Below are 15,904 nucleotides of genomic sequence, written 5' to 3'. Positions count from 1 at the left end.
TAATTCATTGCAATAAAATCAATTTAAACAATTTGAATTGAGAAAAACGCTGACGAAGAGTAGTACATATGCATATTTCACGTTTAGAGAGTCTGTGGTCGCTGCAAACAGATCGTGGAGGCATGTGGAATGGACTTCCGAGTTAGCTTTGTGAACGCTACTTGAGCAACTAGCAAAGCTCGTCACTTCACGTTACGAAGCAGAGTGGCCTTTTTAGGCAAGCTGGGTGGTACCGCGGATTCAAACATCATTCGTCCCTTCTTTAGAAAAAATCTAATGAGGACGCATGATGTTTTTTTATTTTCATCAATCGGTGGAATGATGAAAGTTACGCCGCTGGCTAAAAGCCGCGGAACTTGAATTCGAGGAGGAAATTTTCATGACAACTATTTTTTCTGGCGTACAGCCTACAGGAATCGTAACATTAGGGAACTATTTAGGGGCATTTAAGCAATTCCCTGCATTACAAGATGAAGGAAACGCTATTTATTGCATCGTTGACCAGCATGCAATTACTGTGGCACAAGATCCAAAGGAATTACGCGAAAGCATTCGCAAGCTAGCAGCTACCTATATCGCTACTGGCATTGATCCTAAAAAATCTACATTATTCATTCAATCAGAGGTACCTGCACACGCTCAGGCAGGATGGATGTTACAATGTGTGGCTTCAATTGGGGAGCTTGAACGTATGACACAATTTAAAGATAAGTCACACGGTAAGGAAAGCGTCTCTGCCGCTCTTTTAACATACCCACCGTTAATGGCTGCAGACATTCTACTTTATAATACAAACATTGTTCCTGTCGGCGATGACCAGAAACAACATATTGAATTAACACGTGACCTAGCAGAACGCTTTAACAAACGTTACGGGGATGTCCTAACGATTCCAGAAATTCAATTACCAAAAGCAGGCGCTCGTATTAAATCACTACAAGAGCCAACAAAAAAGATGAGTAAATCGGATCCAAATACAAAGGCAACAATCCGCTTACTTGATACAGCGAAAGAAATTGAGAAAAAAATCAAATCAGCTGTTACGGATTCAGACGGTGTTGTAGCATTTGATGTGGAAAATAAACCAGGCGTTTCAAATTTATTGACAATCGAATCAGCTATTTCAGGTGTATCTATTGATGACTTAGTGAAAAAATATGAAGGCATTGGTTATGGTGGATTCAAGCAAGGTGTTGCAACAGCGGTTATTGAACACCTAACTCCTATTCAAGAAAAGTTCTATCATTTAGTAGAGTCATCTGAATTAGATGCCATTCTAGATGAAGGTGCAGCAAAAGCAAATGCCATTGCAAGTGCCACTTTAAAACGTATGGAAGAAGCAATGGGCTTAGGCCGTGCGCGTCGCTAACAATTTAAAGCTTATCAGTGGAACGATCAAAGCCTAAATCAAGAACGACAGCGCATATGATGATGCAGGCCCCTATCGCCATATAAAATTCCGTTGTTTGAAAAATAAATTTAAAAACAACCTTCCAGGAATAACCTAGCGTACGGTAATTTAAATACAATATGAGATTCCCTACAGAGAGGATCATTAAGCCATAGCTTACTAAAAATAAAAAGAGACGAAACATAAGTAGAGGCATCCTTTCTATTTCTTCTTACTTATCATGTATTCACAAAACTATAAAAAAAGACGTCAGCCGTTTAAATTTGGCTGACGTTTTTTCTAGTTTAGATACTATTATGCTTCATATTTTTTGAATAGAAGACTTGCATTGTGACCACCAAAACCAAGAGAATTACTCATTGCATATTGAATCGTTGCTTCTCTCGCTTCATTTGGAACATAATCTAAATCACATTCAGGATCTGGATCCGTTAAATTGATTGTTGGTGGTAAGATACCTTCTTTAAGGGCTAATGCTGTGAAAATAGCTTCCACACCACCAGCTGCACCTAATAAGTGACCTGTCATAGATTTTGTTGAGCTCATCGCTAGCTTATAAGCATGCTCACCAAAAGCAGTTTTAACCGCTTGCGTTTCAAATAAGTCATTATATGGCGTACTTGTGCCATGCGCATTAATATAATCAACTTGTGATGGCTCTACTCCACCATCTTCCAATGCTTGCATCATCGCACGTGCTGCGCCCTCGCCCTCTGGAGCAGGAGCTGTAATATGGTGAGCATCTCCTGTTGCACCATAACCTAAAACTTCAGCATAGATTTTAGCACCACGAGCTTTTGCATGTTCATATTCTTCTAAAATGACAATACCGGCACCTTCTCCAATAATAAAACCATCACGATTTTTATCAAATGGACGGCATGCAGCCTGTGGATCTTGATTTAATGATAAAGCAGTATTGGCACAGAAGCCTGCTACTGCCATTGTTACGATTGGTGATTCAGCACCACCTGAAATCATAACATCTGCATCTCCACGTTCGATTACTTTGAAAGCATCACCAATTGAGTTTGTTCCTGAAGCACATGCCGTTACAGAACAAGAGTTAATACCTTTCGCACCAAAGTGGATGGATACTTGACCTGAAGCCATATCAGGAATCATCATTGGAATGAAGAATGGACTAACACGTCTAGCGCCACGCTCTTGGAACGTTAAAAACTGCTGTTCATAAGTTTCCATACCACCGATTCCAGAGCCAATCCATACACCTGCACGAGGAGCTAGCTCTTCATCAATTGTTAGCTGTGCATCTTCCATTGCCATAATTGAAGCCGCTAACGCGTAGTGCGTAAAACGATCCATTTTACGAGCTTCTTTACGATCAATATATTTTTCAATATCAAAATCTTTCACTTCTGCTGCAATTTTTGCTGCAAAAAGATCTTTATTTAAACGTGTTAGCTCACCAATACCAGATTTACCAGCTTTAATGTTTGCCCATGTTTCTTCGATGCTATTTCCTAGTGGTGTAACTGCGCCAATTCCTGTAATTACTACTCGTCGTTTACTCATTGTCTTACTCCCCTCAAGCATTTTTCCTTCTTATTTTCCCCATCTCATGGCTACGGCACCCCATGTTAAGCCGCCACCAAAACCAACAAGGACTAATAAATCATCCTCTTTTATCTTACCTGCTTCGAGCTCATCTACCAAGGAAATACCAATAGAAGCTGCGGAAGTATTTCCGTATTTATGAATCGTTTTTGACATTTTTTCTGGTGGTAGCTCTAATCGCTCACGAGCAGATTCCATAATACGTATATTTGCCTGATGCGGCACTAAAAAATCAACGTCTTCTTTTGTTAATCCTGCTTTATCTAACACATTAACCGCTGATTCACCCATTTGACGAACAGCAAATTTAAACACTTCACGACCGTTCATCGCAATCGTGTCTTGCTTTGTTAAATAAAGATTCTTGCCGCCTGTACCATCAGCACCAAGTTCAAATGATAAAATACCTCTGCCTTCAGATACTGGTCCAACAATAGCTGCACTCGCACCATCACCGAATAATACAGCCGTATTGCGATCGTTCCAGTCAATGACTTTCGACAGCTTTTCAACACCTACTACTAAGACATATTTATAAGCATTTGCCTCTACAAAGTGCTTCGCTGTCACTAAGCTATATATAAATCCTGCACATGCTGCAGCTTGATCCATCGCCGCAGCGTTCACTGCTCCGAGTTGTTCCTGAACCATACATGCTACACTTGGAAAAGTTTGATCCTGTGTTACAGTTGCTACAAGTATTAAACCAATTTCATCAGGCGTAATACCCGCTTTTGCAATAGCTTCTTTTGCAGCAGCTACTGCTAAATCTGAAGTTTCCTGATCATCTGCCGCAAAATGACGTTCTTCAATGCCTGTTCGAGTACGAATCCATTCATCCGAAGTATCCATTATTTTTTCCAAATCAAAATTTGTAACGACCTTCTCAGGAACATATTTGCCTATTCCTATAATACCTGCGTTCATATAGCAACCCCTCAGCTTTCTTACTATCAATTATTAGTAACTGGTCATAATTATAACGCATACAAAAGGAAGGACGCAAGATGAATTAAAATAAATGTGTTTTAGAGAGGCTTTTGTTTGTTCAATTCGACGGGGTTGTCGGGTTTGGAGCGGTTTTCACCTGTTTTCGAGCGGGTTGGTCATGCTTTGGAGCACTTCCACACCTTTTTCGAGCGGGGCAGCCTGCTTTGGAGCACTTCTCCACCATTTTGGAGCGGGTTCTGCCTACTTTGGAGCGCTTCTCCTCCATTTTCGAGCGGGGCAACCTGCTTTGGAGCGCCTTTCCACCATTTTCGAGCGGGGATATCCTACTTTGGAGCGCTTCCACACCTTTTTGGAGCGGGTTCTGTCTGCTTTGGAGCACTTCTCCACCATTTTGGAGCGGGTCCTGTCTATTTTGGAGCGCTTCTCCTCCATTTTCGAGCGGGAATACCCTACTTTGGAGCACTTCTCCTCCATTTTCGAGCGGGAACACCCTACTTTGGAGCGCTTCCACACCTTTTTCGAGCGGGCTCAACCTATTTGGAGCGCTTCTCCTCCATTTTCGAGCGGGCTCAACCTATTTTGGAGCGCTTCCACACCTTTTCGAGCGGGGACACCCTACTTCGGAGCACTTCTCACCCATTTTCGAGCGGGGACACCCTACTTTGGAGCGCTTCTCCACCATTTTCGAGCGGGGCAACCTGCTTTGGAGCGCCTTTCCACCATTTTCGAGCGGGAACACCCTACTTTGGAGCACTTCCACACCTTTTTCGAGCGGGGACACACTATTTTGGAGCGCTTCCACACCTTTTTGGAGCGGGTTCAGCTAGCTTTGGAGCGAGTCCCCTAAATCTATTACCAATTCTTAGGCCTCATAAAAACATCAAATACTAAAATACAAAACCTCGTAGTTGTTGTGACAAATTCGCCATGTTTCACATAAATGATTCATTTTTTTTCGATTTATGTTATGATATGATAATGAATATGAGTAAAATCTTATGATGAAAAAAGTTCGGTTGAGGTGAAATTAATGCAATATATCGTAACGTTCATATGGTCATTCCTACTAGTTTCTATGTTAAACTATGTAGTCAGCTCTGTACTTGGTGTACCATTTGATTTTAAAACAGGGGCAATCGTTTCAGTTGTATTCTCTATTCTTATCTTTATTATTGGAGCAATCATTCCAAACGACCCTACACCAGAAGCTGCAGACCATCATTAATTCAGCTAGAAAAAACCTGTTCAGCATCATGCCGAACAGGTTTTTTCTGTTATTTTTCCACCACACATTGACCATCACACATTTTTACATGCAATGTTTCCCCCGGTAAAACCTCACCACGTAGGAGTTCTCTTGCCACTGCTGTTTCAATATGTCGTTGGACAAAGCGTTTTAGTGGTCTTGCGCCAAATTGAGCATCGGCACCTTGCTGTACTACCCAATTAATCACTTCTTGCTCAACAGATAATGTAATTTCTTGCTCTGCCACACGTTTAATCAGTTGCTCAACGTACTTCCAAGCGATTGCTGTAAAATGCTTAGTCGATAGTGCATGGAAGAAAATAATATCATCCATTCGATTTAACAGCTCTGGTTTAAAATGTTGTCTAAGCGCAGTCATAACTAAGTCCTCAACAGAGGCATCGTCTTCTTTTGCCTCCATTAAATAACTAGACCCAATATTCGATGTTAAAATAACTACTGTATTTGTAAAATTAACCATACGACCTTGACTATCAGTGATACGCCCATCATCTAAAATTTGCAATAAAATATTAGCCACATCTGGGTGAGCTTTTTCAATTTCGTCAAGTAGGACGACAGAATAAGGGTTGCGGCGAACGGCTTCGGTTAATTGTCCCCCTTCCTCATAGCCGACATAGCCTGGAGGGGCACCAACTAGACGAGATACACTATGCTTCTCCATATATTCACTCATATCAATTCGGATAAAATGTTCCTCAGAATCAAATAATTGAGCAGCAAGGGCTTTGGCAAGCTCTGTTTTACCAACACCTGTTGGACCTAAAAATAAAAAGCTTCCAATCGGGCGATGTGGATCTTTAATGCCTGCACGTGCACGCCACACAGCTTCTGTCACTAGTTGAACCGCTGTATCTTGCCCTACTACACGTTCATGCAATGTATCCTTTAAACGTAAAAGTTTTTCACGCTCACCCTCCACTAATTTTGTCACAGGGATGCCAGTCCAACGTGAAACAATTGAAGCAATTTCATCAGCCGTCACTTCTTCTCGTAAAATACGAGACTCTGCGCCATTTTCTAATTGTTTTTCTAATGCCTGAATTTCTTTTTCAAGAGTTGGAATTTTGCCATGACGTAATTCAGCAGCTTTATTTAAATCATATTTACTTTCCGCTTCATCTAAATCTCGACGGTATTTATCTAATGTTTCTCGTTTTTTCTGAATGTCATGCAACATTTCCTTCTCAGCTTCCCATTGTTTTCGCATTCCTTCAGAGGATTCTTTTAACTTTGTTAATTCCTCAGTCAATTGCTCAAGGCGTTTTTTACTTGCTTCGTCCTTTTCCTTACGTAATGCCTGTTCCTCAATTTCTAGCTGCATGATACGACGGGTCACAGCATCTAATTCCTGTGGCATGGAATCGATTTCCGTACGAATCATTGCACACGCCTCATCAATCAAATCTATCGCCTTATCTGGTAAAAATCGCTCTGTAATATACCGATTAGATAGTTCTGCTGCCGCAACAATGGCTCTGTCATGAATACGTACAGCATGATGTAACTCAAAACGTTCTTTTAAGCCACGTAAAATAGACACTGTATCTTCAATAGAAGGCTCACGCACAAGTACTTGCTGGAATCGACGTTCTAATGCAGGATCTTTTTCAATATACATACGATATTCGTCTAATGTCGTAGCCCCTATACAGTGTAATTCACCACGCGCCAGCATAGGCTTTAACATATTTCCTGCATCCATAGCGCCGTCTGTTTTACCGGCACCAACAATGGTATGGATTTCATCAATAAATAAAATAATTTGCCCTTCCGAATCTTTTACCTCTTTTAAGACACCTTTTAAGCGTTCTTCAAATTGACCACGGTAACTTGCACCCGCGATTAAAGCACTCATATCTAGCTCATATAGGACACATTCTTTCAAGCCCTCTGGCACATCGCCTTTCACTATACGCTGTGCTAAACCCTCGACTATAGCTGTTTTACCAACACCGGGCTCACCAATTAATACAGGATTATTTTTCGTTTTGCGTGTTAAAATACGAATGACATTTCTAATTTCCTCATCACGTCCAATAACGGGATCCATTTTGCCATTTTTTACTTCTTCAATTAAATTTCGTCCAAATTGCTCTAATGGTTTTTTATTATCAGTTTGTTGAAATTGCATAGCTAGCACTCCTTTACCTTAATGTTTCGCATAATTTCTATACCCATTCTTGTTCTTTCGAAAAGTTTGACCTTTTTTGACTAACTTTATTTTACATCACTCGACAATTCTAAGCAAAGAAATAGCTCTAAAATTTATCACTTAAAAATGGAAATTTACGTTATAATAGTAGGTATGTTTCTATGTTTTAGTATCGAAAAATCCACTATCCTTTTGTAATAATCGACATTTATTACAAAAAGAAAGCGATGTGTTGGAGATATGGTTTTATTGGATAATATGTTTGAAAAAATTAAGGATCTTTTTCAAAAGCACGGTGTCTTTATCAAGGTGAATAAAGGGAATAAAATTTTTCTAGAGGGTGAACGGGCAAAAGAAATTTATTACATCAAATCAGGTGTAATTTCGATTAGCCAAGAAACGGAGACTGGCAAGGAGTTAACCATCCGTATTTGTGGTCCTGACAGTATAATTGGAGAGGGATCGTTGTTTTGTAATCTCGTCTATAATTCCATGACTGCAAAAGTTTTAGAACCTTCTACGCTGTATGTTTTAAGTCGCAAATCTTTGGAGCATTTATTAGAAGAACAGCCTACTGTCATGGTGGAATATATGAAGTGGTTACAAACAGAAAACTTGAAGCATCAAAGCCGTTTGCGTGATTTAGTGTTAAATGGTAAAAAAGGTGCTTTATTTTCAACGCTCATTCGACTTTCTAATACGTATGGTAAATCATTAGAAAATGGCTCTATTTATATTGATTTCCAGCTAACAAATACTGAAATAGCGAATTTGTGTGCGACCAGTCGTGAGATGATTAATCGGATGTTAAATGATCTAAAAAAACACGACATTGTCACTTTCGATAAAGGTTTTATTACAATTCATGATTTACAGTTTTTAAAAAATGAAATTGCTTGTGAAAATTGTCCATTACAAATATGCCGTATCGATTAATTTCGTTACATGCAAAATCCCTGCCTATTAAAATAAGCAGGGATTTTCTTCTGTTTCAGATTAACGTACGCCTAGTGCCATTTTTGCATAGCGAGACATTTTATCTTTTGACCAAGGTGGGTTCCATACAATGTTAACATTTGTATTTTTCACTTCTGGAAGCTCCCCTAATGCTGTGTTTACTTGGTCCACAATGACCGGTCCAAGTGGGCAACCCATAGATGTTAACGTCATTGTTACAGTCGCTACCCCTTCATCATCTAAATCTACATCATATACTAAACCTAAGTTGACAATATCAATTCCAAGCTCAGGGTCAATTACGTTTTCTAATGCACCTAACATGCTGTCTTTCATATCCTGATCCATTCGTATTTCTCCTTCCATCATAGTGTTAACCTTATCATAGCAGATGCATCATATTATGCCAAATGCTGTGCAAGCCAGTCAGTTGCTGCTAGCATACCGTCACGTGGTACAGCATGTCCAGCCTTTTTATTTACCATGAACTTTAAATGTTCAGGGTTTGCTTGATAGTATTCCCGTAATGTCTCATAAAATTTATACGTTTCGCGGAAAGGTACCGTTTTATCTAATTCTCCATGCCAAAAGAAGACAGGGCGACCTGCGAACTTTTCTGGTGTTAGACTGACATCGTATTTTGCTAGGTGCTCATTTATTTTTTCTACTTCTTCCTCTGAAATCGGTAAATTCACACCATTTTTTGCGAATTGCTGTAACTGATACTCACCCAATTTAACAAAATTAGGCGCACCCATACATATTGCAGCTGTTTGTATCCAATCATACAGTTTAAGACAGCCTGATGTGACAATGCCCCCCATAGAAGTGCCGGCTATGCCAATATTATGATTAGCTAATAAATTTTTATTGTTTAACTCATCATATATTTGTTGCACTTCATGAATAGAATTTAAGACAATGTCCCAAAATTTTAAGTTCATTTGCATCTCTGATAGGCCTTCACTGCGATCACCATGGAATTTTGCATCTGGTAATAGGACACGCACCCCTTTATGCACCAATTGATATGCATAGTGTAAGTTATGTTCTTTTGCACTCATAAAGCCGTGTAAAAAAATCACTACCGGGGTTTCTTCATTCATATTGTCTGAATGTATATGTAATAAAGGAATATTTCCCCACACTTCTTTTTCTACAAACATTTTTGTCACTCCCAACTCTTGTCTCATCTTTATGTTAGCAAACTTTTTTCACTGTGACAAAATTTTGACGAATGAAAGACAAAGAGATACTATTCAAACTATAGGAAAGGGGCAACGAGCTATGAAACCGCATTTAATCGTATTAGACTTAGACGGTACTTTATTAACAGACCAACAACAAATTTCAGCAAAAACGAAAAAAACATTATTGCAGGCTAAGGAACAAGGTCATCAAGTCATGATTGCGACAGGACGTCCTTACCGAGCAAGTACAATTTATTATCAGGAACTAGGATTGACTACACCCATTGTCAATTTTAATGGAGCTTATGTGCATCACCCTAAAAATGCCTCTTGGCAACATATGCATACTCCGATTGATTTAAGTGTCGTACATGATGTCGTTGATTCCATCAAAGGTTACGAATACGAAAATATTATTGCTGAGGTAAAAGATGAGGTTTATGTTCATACAGAGGACGATCGTATCTTAAATATCTTTAATATGGGCAATCCCAAAATTACACTTGGGGATTTATATACACACCTCTTAGAAAATCCTACAAGTTTATTGATACAAGCCAACGAAGCGAATTCGGTTATTATACGTGACCATTTACAAGCGGTGCACGCAGAAGTTATTGAGCATCGTCGATGGGGTGCACCTCTTCATATTATTGAAATTGTGCGCCGCGGCTTAAATAAAGCGGTAGGTATTGCGCATGTGGCTAAAGATTTAGGTATCCCACGTGAGCGCATCATCGCATTTGGTGATGAAGACAATGATTTAGAAATGATTGAATATGCCGGACTTGGTGTAGCAATGGGGAATGGTATTCCAAGTCTTAAAAACATTGCCAATGAAATTACATCAACAAATAATGAGGATGGAATCGCAAAAATACTCATCGAACGCTTGAAATTATCATAGTTAAGTAGTAAGTTCAAGTTAACATTCCATTTTTACCAGTTTAACTTTATTCAGTGGTACCCCTTTAAAGTTAGTGAGTATTAACTGAATAAAGTTAAACAGTAAGTTGAAATTAGGGGGACAAGAGAATGAAGATTTTTACGGATAGTGGATGTGATCTACCGAAGTCTTATTACGAAGAACATGATGTCGTGCTACTCCCTTTACGAGTGCAATTGAACAACAAAGAATATGAAGATGTGATTTCAATTGATTCCAAAGAAATATACGATGCTATACGCCAAGGGGCCCAGCCAAAAACATCTCAAGTGTCACCTGAGCTGTTTTTAAAGCACTTTGAGGAACTAGCTAAAAATGACGAAGAAGGTATTTACATCGCCTTCTCATCAGAATTATCGGGTACATATAGTACTGCTCAGATGATTCGCAATCAAGTATTAGAACAATATCCATCTTTAAAATTAGTCATTATCGACTCTAAATGTGCCTCATTAGGACATGGTCTTGTCGTAGAGGAAGCAGTTCGACTCCGAAATATGGGTGTATCCTTAGAAGATATGGCCAATAAAATTGGCTCCATCGCACCTCAAATGGAGCATTTGTTTACAGTAGAAGATTTAGATTATCTTGCCAAAGGTGGACGTGTATCCAAAGCAAGTGCATTTTTAGGTGGGCTGCTAAGCATTAAACCTATTTTAAATGTAGAAGATGGCAAGCTTGTGCCAATTGAAAAATCACGTGGTCGAAAAAAAGCACTTAATCGTATGTTAGATTTAATGCAAGAACGTGGTGGAACTTTTACAAATAAAATCATTGGTATTAGTCATAGTGATGATGCGGCATTTGCAAATGAAGTAAAGGCATCTATACAGGAGCGTTTTTCACCGCAAGCTGTTCAAATCACCATGATTGGCTCAGCAATCGGTTCACACGTTGGACCTGGTACGATTGCTATTTTCTTTACGAATAAAAGCTATCAAGGCTAAGCAATACCCTCGATATAATCGCTTCAACAAAAAATAGCATGTTAGGATAACTCCTAGCATGCTATTTTTATTGTTCTATTATTGTTGTACGTCTTGTTCTTGACGTCGAACTTTTCCTCGTTTAATGATGATGACAACAAAGCCAATAAAGATGACCCACACTAAGCCTAGTGCAATCATATACGGCATGTTTAAGCCTTCATCATTTCGAACTTGATAAATTTCTACCATTTCTCGGTCTAAAATAACAGGATAAACTTCTTTTTCGTTTATGCGAACTTTTTCCTCATGTAAAATACCGTTCAGCATTTTCCCTTCACCAAGTTGTTCAGGTGTTAAGTCCACACGTTGTGTTTTTCCTGTATTATTGACCATGATTACCCACTTTTCTTCGTCTGAAGAACGTGTAAAGACGAGTAGGCCGTTTTCATTTGTAATGACTTCAAAATCACCATTACGTAAAGTAGCTGATTTATTACGTAAAGATTGAACATTTTTAATATAATCAATCAATTCTTCGTCTGTTTTAAAGTTGTAAAGCTGGTGTGTATCTGGTTTTGCTTCCCCATTCATAGCAATTTCTGTACCATACTGTACAACAGGAATTCCAGGTAGCATAAATAAAGCACCCATTGCCATTTTTAAGCGTGTAGGTGGAAACATATTTTCATTAGCAGAGTCGAATGTAAAACGATGAGTTTCCAGCGAATCCACCATTATTTGTGTTGGCTTCTCGCCTGTAAAAGGCTCCATTAATTTAGATGAATCCATATCAACGTTTTTAAATATATTACGATAGATATCAGCTGTTGCTGGTGAAAACGTCGCATCAAAATTAGCATCACTTTCTTCATTAGCAATCACGTATAGAGATTCTTTTGTTTCTTTTAATGCCGCGATCATCGAATTAACAAACTCTGTATCGGCCTCTGCAATATTAGTTAAACGAATACCTCCGACATCATATGTAGAAACAAAATCAGTTGCTGACTGAATAAGTGCCTCTTGCACAGCTTTGTTCGATAAATCCCACTGTACTTGTCCATTATTTGTTGAAGCAATCCAGTCTGCTTTTGATGTATCCTTTACCCATTCATGATTTGGACTTACATTGTTGAGTGGGAAATCCACCATAATGGACATATTTTTAGCTTTATAGGCCTCTACAACACTTTGAAATTCTTCTGTAGTTCCAAAGTGACGTTCGATTGTCGTGTAGCTTGTTAGCATTGAGCCATCATATTTCTCTGTTGAAAAAATAGGTCCAATGGAAACAATTGTATAGCCCATCTCACCGATAAATTTTAATTTATCTTGCAGACCTGTAAAATCGCCTCCTGCAAATTTAGAAGGATCTTGCGTGTTTGTATCAAAATCGTTTGTACCTGAGCCATTAAAGAAACGGTCAACGAGTAAATCATAGATGCTCTCTTCTGCAATTGATGTTGACGCAGCTTCGTCCGCATGTGCTACTGGTGTAGTACTGACGAAGGAAGTTGCTAATAAAAGTGATGCAGCCGTCGCACTTATCCACTTCTTAAATTTCACTGTAATTCCCTCTCTTTCAAACCAATCCATCGTCATTTTACCAAATAACACTGTCACGTCGCTATCTTTTCAAAAGATTTTACGAAAATGCGAAATGAATTACGGCAAAAAGGTGTCAGTTCCCTCCTATTTGCTTTTTTGACAAAATAAAAGCCGTGAAGCAAACACTTCACGACTTTTACATCATTATGCTAAGAAATTTTGACCCATCGGTAGTTTAAATCCTAAGAACAGTGTAATTAATAAAAATACTGCAAATAAAATCCAAAACATACCTGTTGGTTTATTTTTCTTTTGGCGTACCAATACCATTTCCATCATACCGATAACAAGAATACCACCTAAGAATTTAAAGCCGTAAAGCATGCCTTGTCCATAGTCCATTGCTTCAATAAATAATGCTCCACCTGTGATGATAATTAATACATAAAACAGACGTAATGTCATATGTAATCCTTTAGATTGCTTGCCCATTAGCGCCGCAATTAAAAAAATGACAATACCTACTACCCACGTAGTAATATGCAAATGCGTTTGGCTAGTTAAAAAACTCATGTTTGTCCCACCTCATTCTTTTTCTATCAAACTCTATCCTACCATGCGATGGAAAGGGTTTCAAATATTACAATAGTGTTCACATAATTTACATCAATTGAACGTAAATCCAATGCTGAAGAAGCTAAAAAATCCGCGAGTAGTAACTCTCGCGGATGACAATCAATATTATTCAAAATGGTTGACTAAAGTACCGATGCCTTGAATAGAAACTTTGACTGTATCTCCAGCCTTTAAGTATTGCGGCGGGTTCATGCCTTTACCAACTCCTGCTGGCGTACCTGTTAAAATAACATCTCCCGGCTCTAAAGTAACATGCTGAGATAGGATAGATACTAAAGTTTCTACAGAGAACATCATATCCTTCGTAGAACCGTTTTGGCGTACTTCATCATTGACCTTTGTTACAACTGTTAAATCTTGTGGGTTAGGAATTTCATCCTTTGTCACTAGGTATGGTCCAAGAGGGCAAGTACCATCTAAGCTTTTACCTAAGAAGAATTGTTTATGTTTATCTTGTAAATCACGAGCTGTTAGATCATTAGCAATTGTATAGCCAAATACATAATCATATGCTAGGTTTTTAGGAATATTTTTACCACGTTTTCCAATAACGACAGCTAGCTCGCCTTCATAGTCCATTTTTGAAGAAAGATCCGCATGAATGGAAATCGTTTGTCCATCCGCAGCAATAGCAGTTGGAGATTTTGTAAAGACCATTAAATCTGTTGGTGCTGCATCGGCACCCATTTCTTTGGCATGTTCATCATAGTTTTTACCAATACACATAATATTTTTGGGTGTACGTGGAATTGGTGAAAGCCACTCGATCTCTGTAAATTCACGTTTAAAGCTATCAGCACGATCTGATTTTTCTGCTGCTTCTACTAATTTACGAATCTGTTCAACAAAATCAAAGCCTAAAGCTATGCCATCCACGATTGAACTTGAAAAAGAAGGGAGAACTTGAAGTTCATTTTGAATAGCGAGTACATCCCATACCGCTTCTTCTTTTTTTACTTTTGGTCCAAAGCTAACATGTCCACCTAATTTGAATGATAAAATTTTCATGATTTTAAGAGCTCCTTCTTTTTTCTACATAATACAACAATATGATAGAAATTGCCTTACTTTTGCGACAATAATTTTATAAGTTACTAGATCTTCATAGAATATGCATTTCAAGAGGAAAATATTATCGTGCTTCCACTTTTTTCTTATAAGTTATTTTACGCCATAATGCCTCTAACGGTCCTTGTCTCCATTTAGATAGCCAAATTTCTGCAATGATCATTTGCACTACAATGATTCCAATGGCAATTAATACCCCTGTCTCAACACTTACTTTACCGTACCAGCCAAAGCCAAATTGATAGAATAGACAAGTTCCAATAATGGATTGCATAATATACATCGTTAATGTCATTCGGCCTAATTTTGCAAATGGACTGAGCAGTTTTTGTGCAATTGGCAATAAACAAAGCAATACAATGATGCCAATATAGCCTACTGATAAGACTGGACCGCCTATGTATGTCTTTAAATAATCTAATAAATATGTTCTCGTAAACATAATAGGTAAACTTTTAATAACAACACCAATGACTAATCCAGCTATCGCCAATGTCAGCCAGAGCCACTTTAATTCTTTAGCTCGTTCCACTAAACGCCATTTAGAAGCCGCTGCACCAATTAGCATATAAGGTAAAATAGTGAATAAAGCTGCAAACCACATCCCTATCCCTGCCTGTGTAGAGAGATCTGTTAAGCGTTGCATAAAGGCATCGACCCAGTTTCCTGTACCATAAGCAGTAATTGCCTTCTCTACCGAAACAATATCTAAATAGTCATCAACCTTCGTATTAAAATTAATAATGCCTACTAAAAATAACATGAAAACCTGCATTAAACCGTTAATGATTACAGCACTGACTAATAACCACAAGGGACTTAAACGTAGTAAAAGCAGTAAAAATATGCCACAAAATGCATACATCATGAGTATATCGCCCCACCAAATCAGCACGGCATGAATAAAACCGAAGACAAACAATACAGAAAGTCTACGAAGTCCTAGCGTATAAAAATTTTGTTCACGGCTTTGAGCCTTTTGCCACTGTATGGCAAGGCCATAACCAAATAGCATTGCAAATAGTGGGTAAAAGCTTCCTTGTACATAAATTTCAATGTTTTGCTGCCAAACAATATCGGATGGCGTTGTAAACCATGATGCCAAATCAATATGTGGCATTGGCAAATAAAATGTATACATATTTACGAGTAAAATGCCCACTAAACTAATCCCTCGTAAAATATCTAATGTTGCGATTCGTTCTTGCAACATTGTTGGTTTTAGCTCCACAAAATAGCCTCCTCTTGAATAGCAGTTATGGTTGGAG

General features: G+C 38.5%; 16 protein-coding genes and 1 other annotated feature. Of the genes, 6 read left to right on the top strand and 10 right to left on the bottom strand.

The genetic code is table 11. The features are described 5' to 3' along the window. The first annotated feature begins 40 nt into the window (after positions 1–40). Positions 41–262: a binding site (T-box leader), on the top strand. Positions 263–379: 117 nt separating this feature from the next. Next, a complete protein-coding gene (gene trpS, locus OU989_RS03280; protein WP_274795693.1) occupies positions 380–1,369 on the top strand; it encodes a tryptophan--tRNA ligase in 990 nt (329 codons plus the stop codon). 4 nt (positions 1,370–1,373) lie between these two features. Here trpS and OU989_RS03275 read toward each other — a convergent pair whose 3' ends face one another. The 3 genes from OU989_RS03275 to OU989_RS03265 form a co-directional block, all read right to left on the bottom strand. Further along, entirely contained in the window at positions 1,374–1,595 is a 222-nt protein-coding gene (locus tag OU989_RS03275) for a YuzI family membrane protein (RefSeq protein WP_274795692.1), read from the bottom strand. Between the two features lie 110 nt (positions 1,596–1,705). After that, positions 1,706–2,947 carry a beta-ketoacyl-ACP synthase II gene (gene fabF, locus OU989_RS03270; RefSeq protein ID WP_274795691.1) on the bottom strand — a complete coding sequence of 414 codons (1,242 nt, stop codon included), beginning with the start codon at positions 2,945–2,947 and terminating at the stop codon, positions 1,706–1,708. Positions 2,948–2,977: 30 nt separating this feature from the next. After that, positions 2,978–3,916 carry a beta-ketoacyl-ACP synthase III gene (locus tag OU989_RS03265; RefSeq protein WP_274795690.1) on the bottom strand — a complete coding sequence of 313 codons (939 nt, stop codon included), beginning with the start codon at positions 3,914–3,916 and terminating at the stop codon, positions 2,978–2,980. 310 nt (positions 3,917–4,226) lie between these two features. Here OU989_RS03265 and OU989_RS03260 point away from each other — a divergent pair, with 310 nt between their 5' ends. Continuing rightward, positions 4,227–4,787, top strand: a complete 561-nt coding sequence (locus OU989_RS03260) for a hypothetical protein (protein WP_274795689.1) — start codon at positions 4,227–4,229, stop codon at positions 4,785–4,787. Positions 4,788–4,970: 183 nt separating this feature from the next. Beyond that, on the top strand, positions 4,971–5,165 hold the full coding sequence (locus OU989_RS03255) for a YjzD family protein (RefSeq protein WP_004227469.1): 195 nt from the start codon (positions 4,971–4,973) through the stop codon (positions 5,163–5,165). A 49-nt stretch (positions 5,166–5,214) separates the two neighbouring features. Here the strand turns inward: OU989_RS03255 and OU989_RS03250 are convergent, their stop codons facing one another. Further along, positions 5,215–7,341, bottom strand: a complete 2,127-nt coding sequence (locus OU989_RS03250) for an ATP-dependent Clp protease ATP-binding subunit (protein ID WP_274795688.1) — start codon at positions 7,339–7,341, stop codon at positions 5,215–5,217. A 261-nt stretch (positions 7,342–7,602) separates the two neighbouring features. On the opposite strand from OU989_RS03250, the gene OU989_RS03245 reads away from it, so the two are divergent. Then, positions 7,603–8,298 (top strand): Crp/Fnr family transcriptional regulator, encoded by a 696-nt coding sequence (locus OU989_RS03245; protein WP_274795687.1) that lies wholly within the window; start codon positions 7,603–7,605, stop codon positions 8,296–8,298. Positions 8,299–8,358: 60 nt separating this feature from the next. On the opposite strand, the gene OU989_RS03240 is transcribed toward OU989_RS03245, so the two are convergent. Beyond that, positions 8,359–8,667 (bottom strand): metal-sulfur cluster assembly factor, encoded by a 309-nt coding sequence (locus OU989_RS03240; protein WP_274795686.1) that lies wholly within the window; start codon positions 8,665–8,667, stop codon positions 8,359–8,361. Positions 8,668–8,720: 53 nt separating this feature from the next. Next, the gene (locus OU989_RS03235) at positions 8,721–9,485 is read right to left on the bottom strand and encodes a prolyl oligopeptidase family serine peptidase (protein WP_274795685.1); all 765 of its coding nucleotides are present in this window, start codon (positions 9,483–9,485) and stop codon (positions 8,721–8,723) included. 121 nt (positions 9,486–9,606) lie between these two features. Between OU989_RS03235 and OU989_RS03230 the strand changes: the two genes are divergently transcribed. Together OU989_RS03230 and OU989_RS03225 are read left to right on the top strand one after the other, a co-directional pair. Continuing rightward, entirely contained in the window at positions 9,607–10,416 is an 810-nt protein-coding gene (locus OU989_RS03230) for a Cof-type HAD-IIB family hydrolase (protein WP_274795684.1), read from the top strand. 128 nt (positions 10,417–10,544) lie between these two features. After that, the gene (locus OU989_RS03225; protein ID WP_274795683.1) at positions 10,545–11,402 is read left to right on the top strand and encodes a DegV family protein; all 858 of its coding nucleotides are present in this window, start codon (positions 10,545–10,547) and stop codon (positions 11,400–11,402) included. A 78-nt stretch (positions 11,403–11,480) separates the two neighbouring features. Here OU989_RS03225 and OU989_RS03220 read toward each other — a convergent pair whose 3' ends face one another. The 4 genes from OU989_RS03220 to OU989_RS03205 all read right to left on the bottom strand — a co-directional run bounded on the left by OU989_RS03220 (position 11,481) and on the right by OU989_RS03205 (position 15,867). Further along, on the bottom strand, positions 11,481–13,007 hold the full coding sequence (locus OU989_RS03220) for an alpha-amylase family glycosyl hydrolase (RefSeq protein ID WP_274795682.1): 1,527 nt from the start codon (positions 13,005–13,007) through the stop codon (positions 11,481–11,483). A gap of 129 nt (positions 13,008–13,136) precedes the next feature. After that, positions 13,137–13,505 carry a YisL family protein gene (locus tag OU989_RS03215; protein WP_274795681.1) on the bottom strand — a complete coding sequence of 123 codons (369 nt, stop codon included), beginning with the start codon at positions 13,503–13,505 and terminating at the stop codon, positions 13,137–13,139. A 168-nt stretch (positions 13,506–13,673) separates the two neighbouring features. Next, a complete protein-coding gene (locus tag OU989_RS03210; protein ID WP_274795680.1) occupies positions 13,674–14,576 on the bottom strand; it encodes a fumarylacetoacetate hydrolase family protein in 903 nt (300 codons plus the stop codon). A gap of 124 nt (positions 14,577–14,700) precedes the next feature. Beyond that, a complete protein-coding gene (locus tag OU989_RS03205) occupies positions 14,701–15,867 on the bottom strand; it encodes a DUF418 domain-containing protein (protein WP_274795678.1) in 1,167 nt (388 codons plus the stop codon). Positions 15,868–15,904: the final 37 nt, after the last annotated feature.

The organism is Lysinibacillus irui (assembly GCF_028877475.1).
In the GTDB taxonomy this organism is placed as follows: Bacteria; Bacillota; Bacilli; order Bacillales_A; family Planococcaceae; genus Lysinibacillus; species Lysinibacillus irui.
This window is presented reverse-complemented; position numbering and strand designations above follow the sequence as displayed.

What these genes read in the sequence shown, in the direction of transcription:
- trpS (WP_274795693.1), top strand. Translation starts at nt 380, where the DNA reads ATGACAACTATTTTTTCTGGCGTACAGCCTACAGGAATCGTAACATTA.
- OU989_RS03255 (WP_004227469.1), top strand. Translation starts at nt 4,971, where the DNA reads ATGCAATATATCGTAACGTTCATATGGTCATTCCTACTAGTTTCTATG.
- OU989_RS03265 (WP_274795690.1), bottom strand. Translation starts at nt 3,916, where the DNA reads ATGAACGCAGGTATTATAGGAATAGGCAAATATGTTCCTGAGAAGGTC.
- OU989_RS03235 (WP_274795685.1), bottom strand. Translation starts at nt 9,485, where the DNA reads ATGTTTGTAGAAAAAGAAGTGTGGGGAAATATTCCTTTATTACATATA.
- OU989_RS03225 (WP_274795683.1), top strand. Translation starts at nt 10,545, where the DNA reads ATGAAGATTTTTACGGATAGTGGATGTGATCTACCGAAGTCTTATTAC.
- OU989_RS03210 (WP_274795680.1), bottom strand. Translation starts at nt 14,576, where the DNA reads ATGAAAATTTTATCATTCAAATTAGGTGGACATGTTAGCTTTGGACCA.
- OU989_RS03215 (WP_274795681.1), bottom strand. Translation starts at nt 13,505, where the DNA reads ATGAGTTTTTTAACTAGCCAAACGCATTTGCATATTACTACGTGGGTA.
- OU989_RS03240 (WP_274795686.1), bottom strand. Translation starts at nt 8,667, where the DNA reads ATGGATCAGGATATGAAAGACAGCATGTTAGGTGCATTAGAAAACGTA.
- OU989_RS03230 (WP_274795684.1), top strand. Translation starts at nt 9,607, where the DNA reads ATGAAACCGCATTTAATCGTATTAGACTTAGACGGTACTTTATTAACA.
- OU989_RS03275 (WP_274795692.1), bottom strand. Translation starts at nt 1,595, where the DNA reads ATGTTTCGTCTCTTTTTATTTTTAGTAAGCTATGGCTTAATGATCCTC.
- OU989_RS03245 (WP_274795687.1), top strand. Translation starts at nt 7,603, where the DNA reads ATGGTTTTATTGGATAATATGTTTGAAAAAATTAAGGATCTTTTTCAA.
- OU989_RS03250 (WP_274795688.1), bottom strand. Translation starts at nt 7,341, where the DNA reads ATGCAATTTCAACAAACTGATAATAAAAAACCATTAGAGCAATTTGGA.
- fabF (WP_274795691.1), bottom strand. Translation starts at nt 2,947, where the DNA reads ATGAGTAAACGACGAGTAGTAATTACAGGAATTGGCGCAGTTACACCA.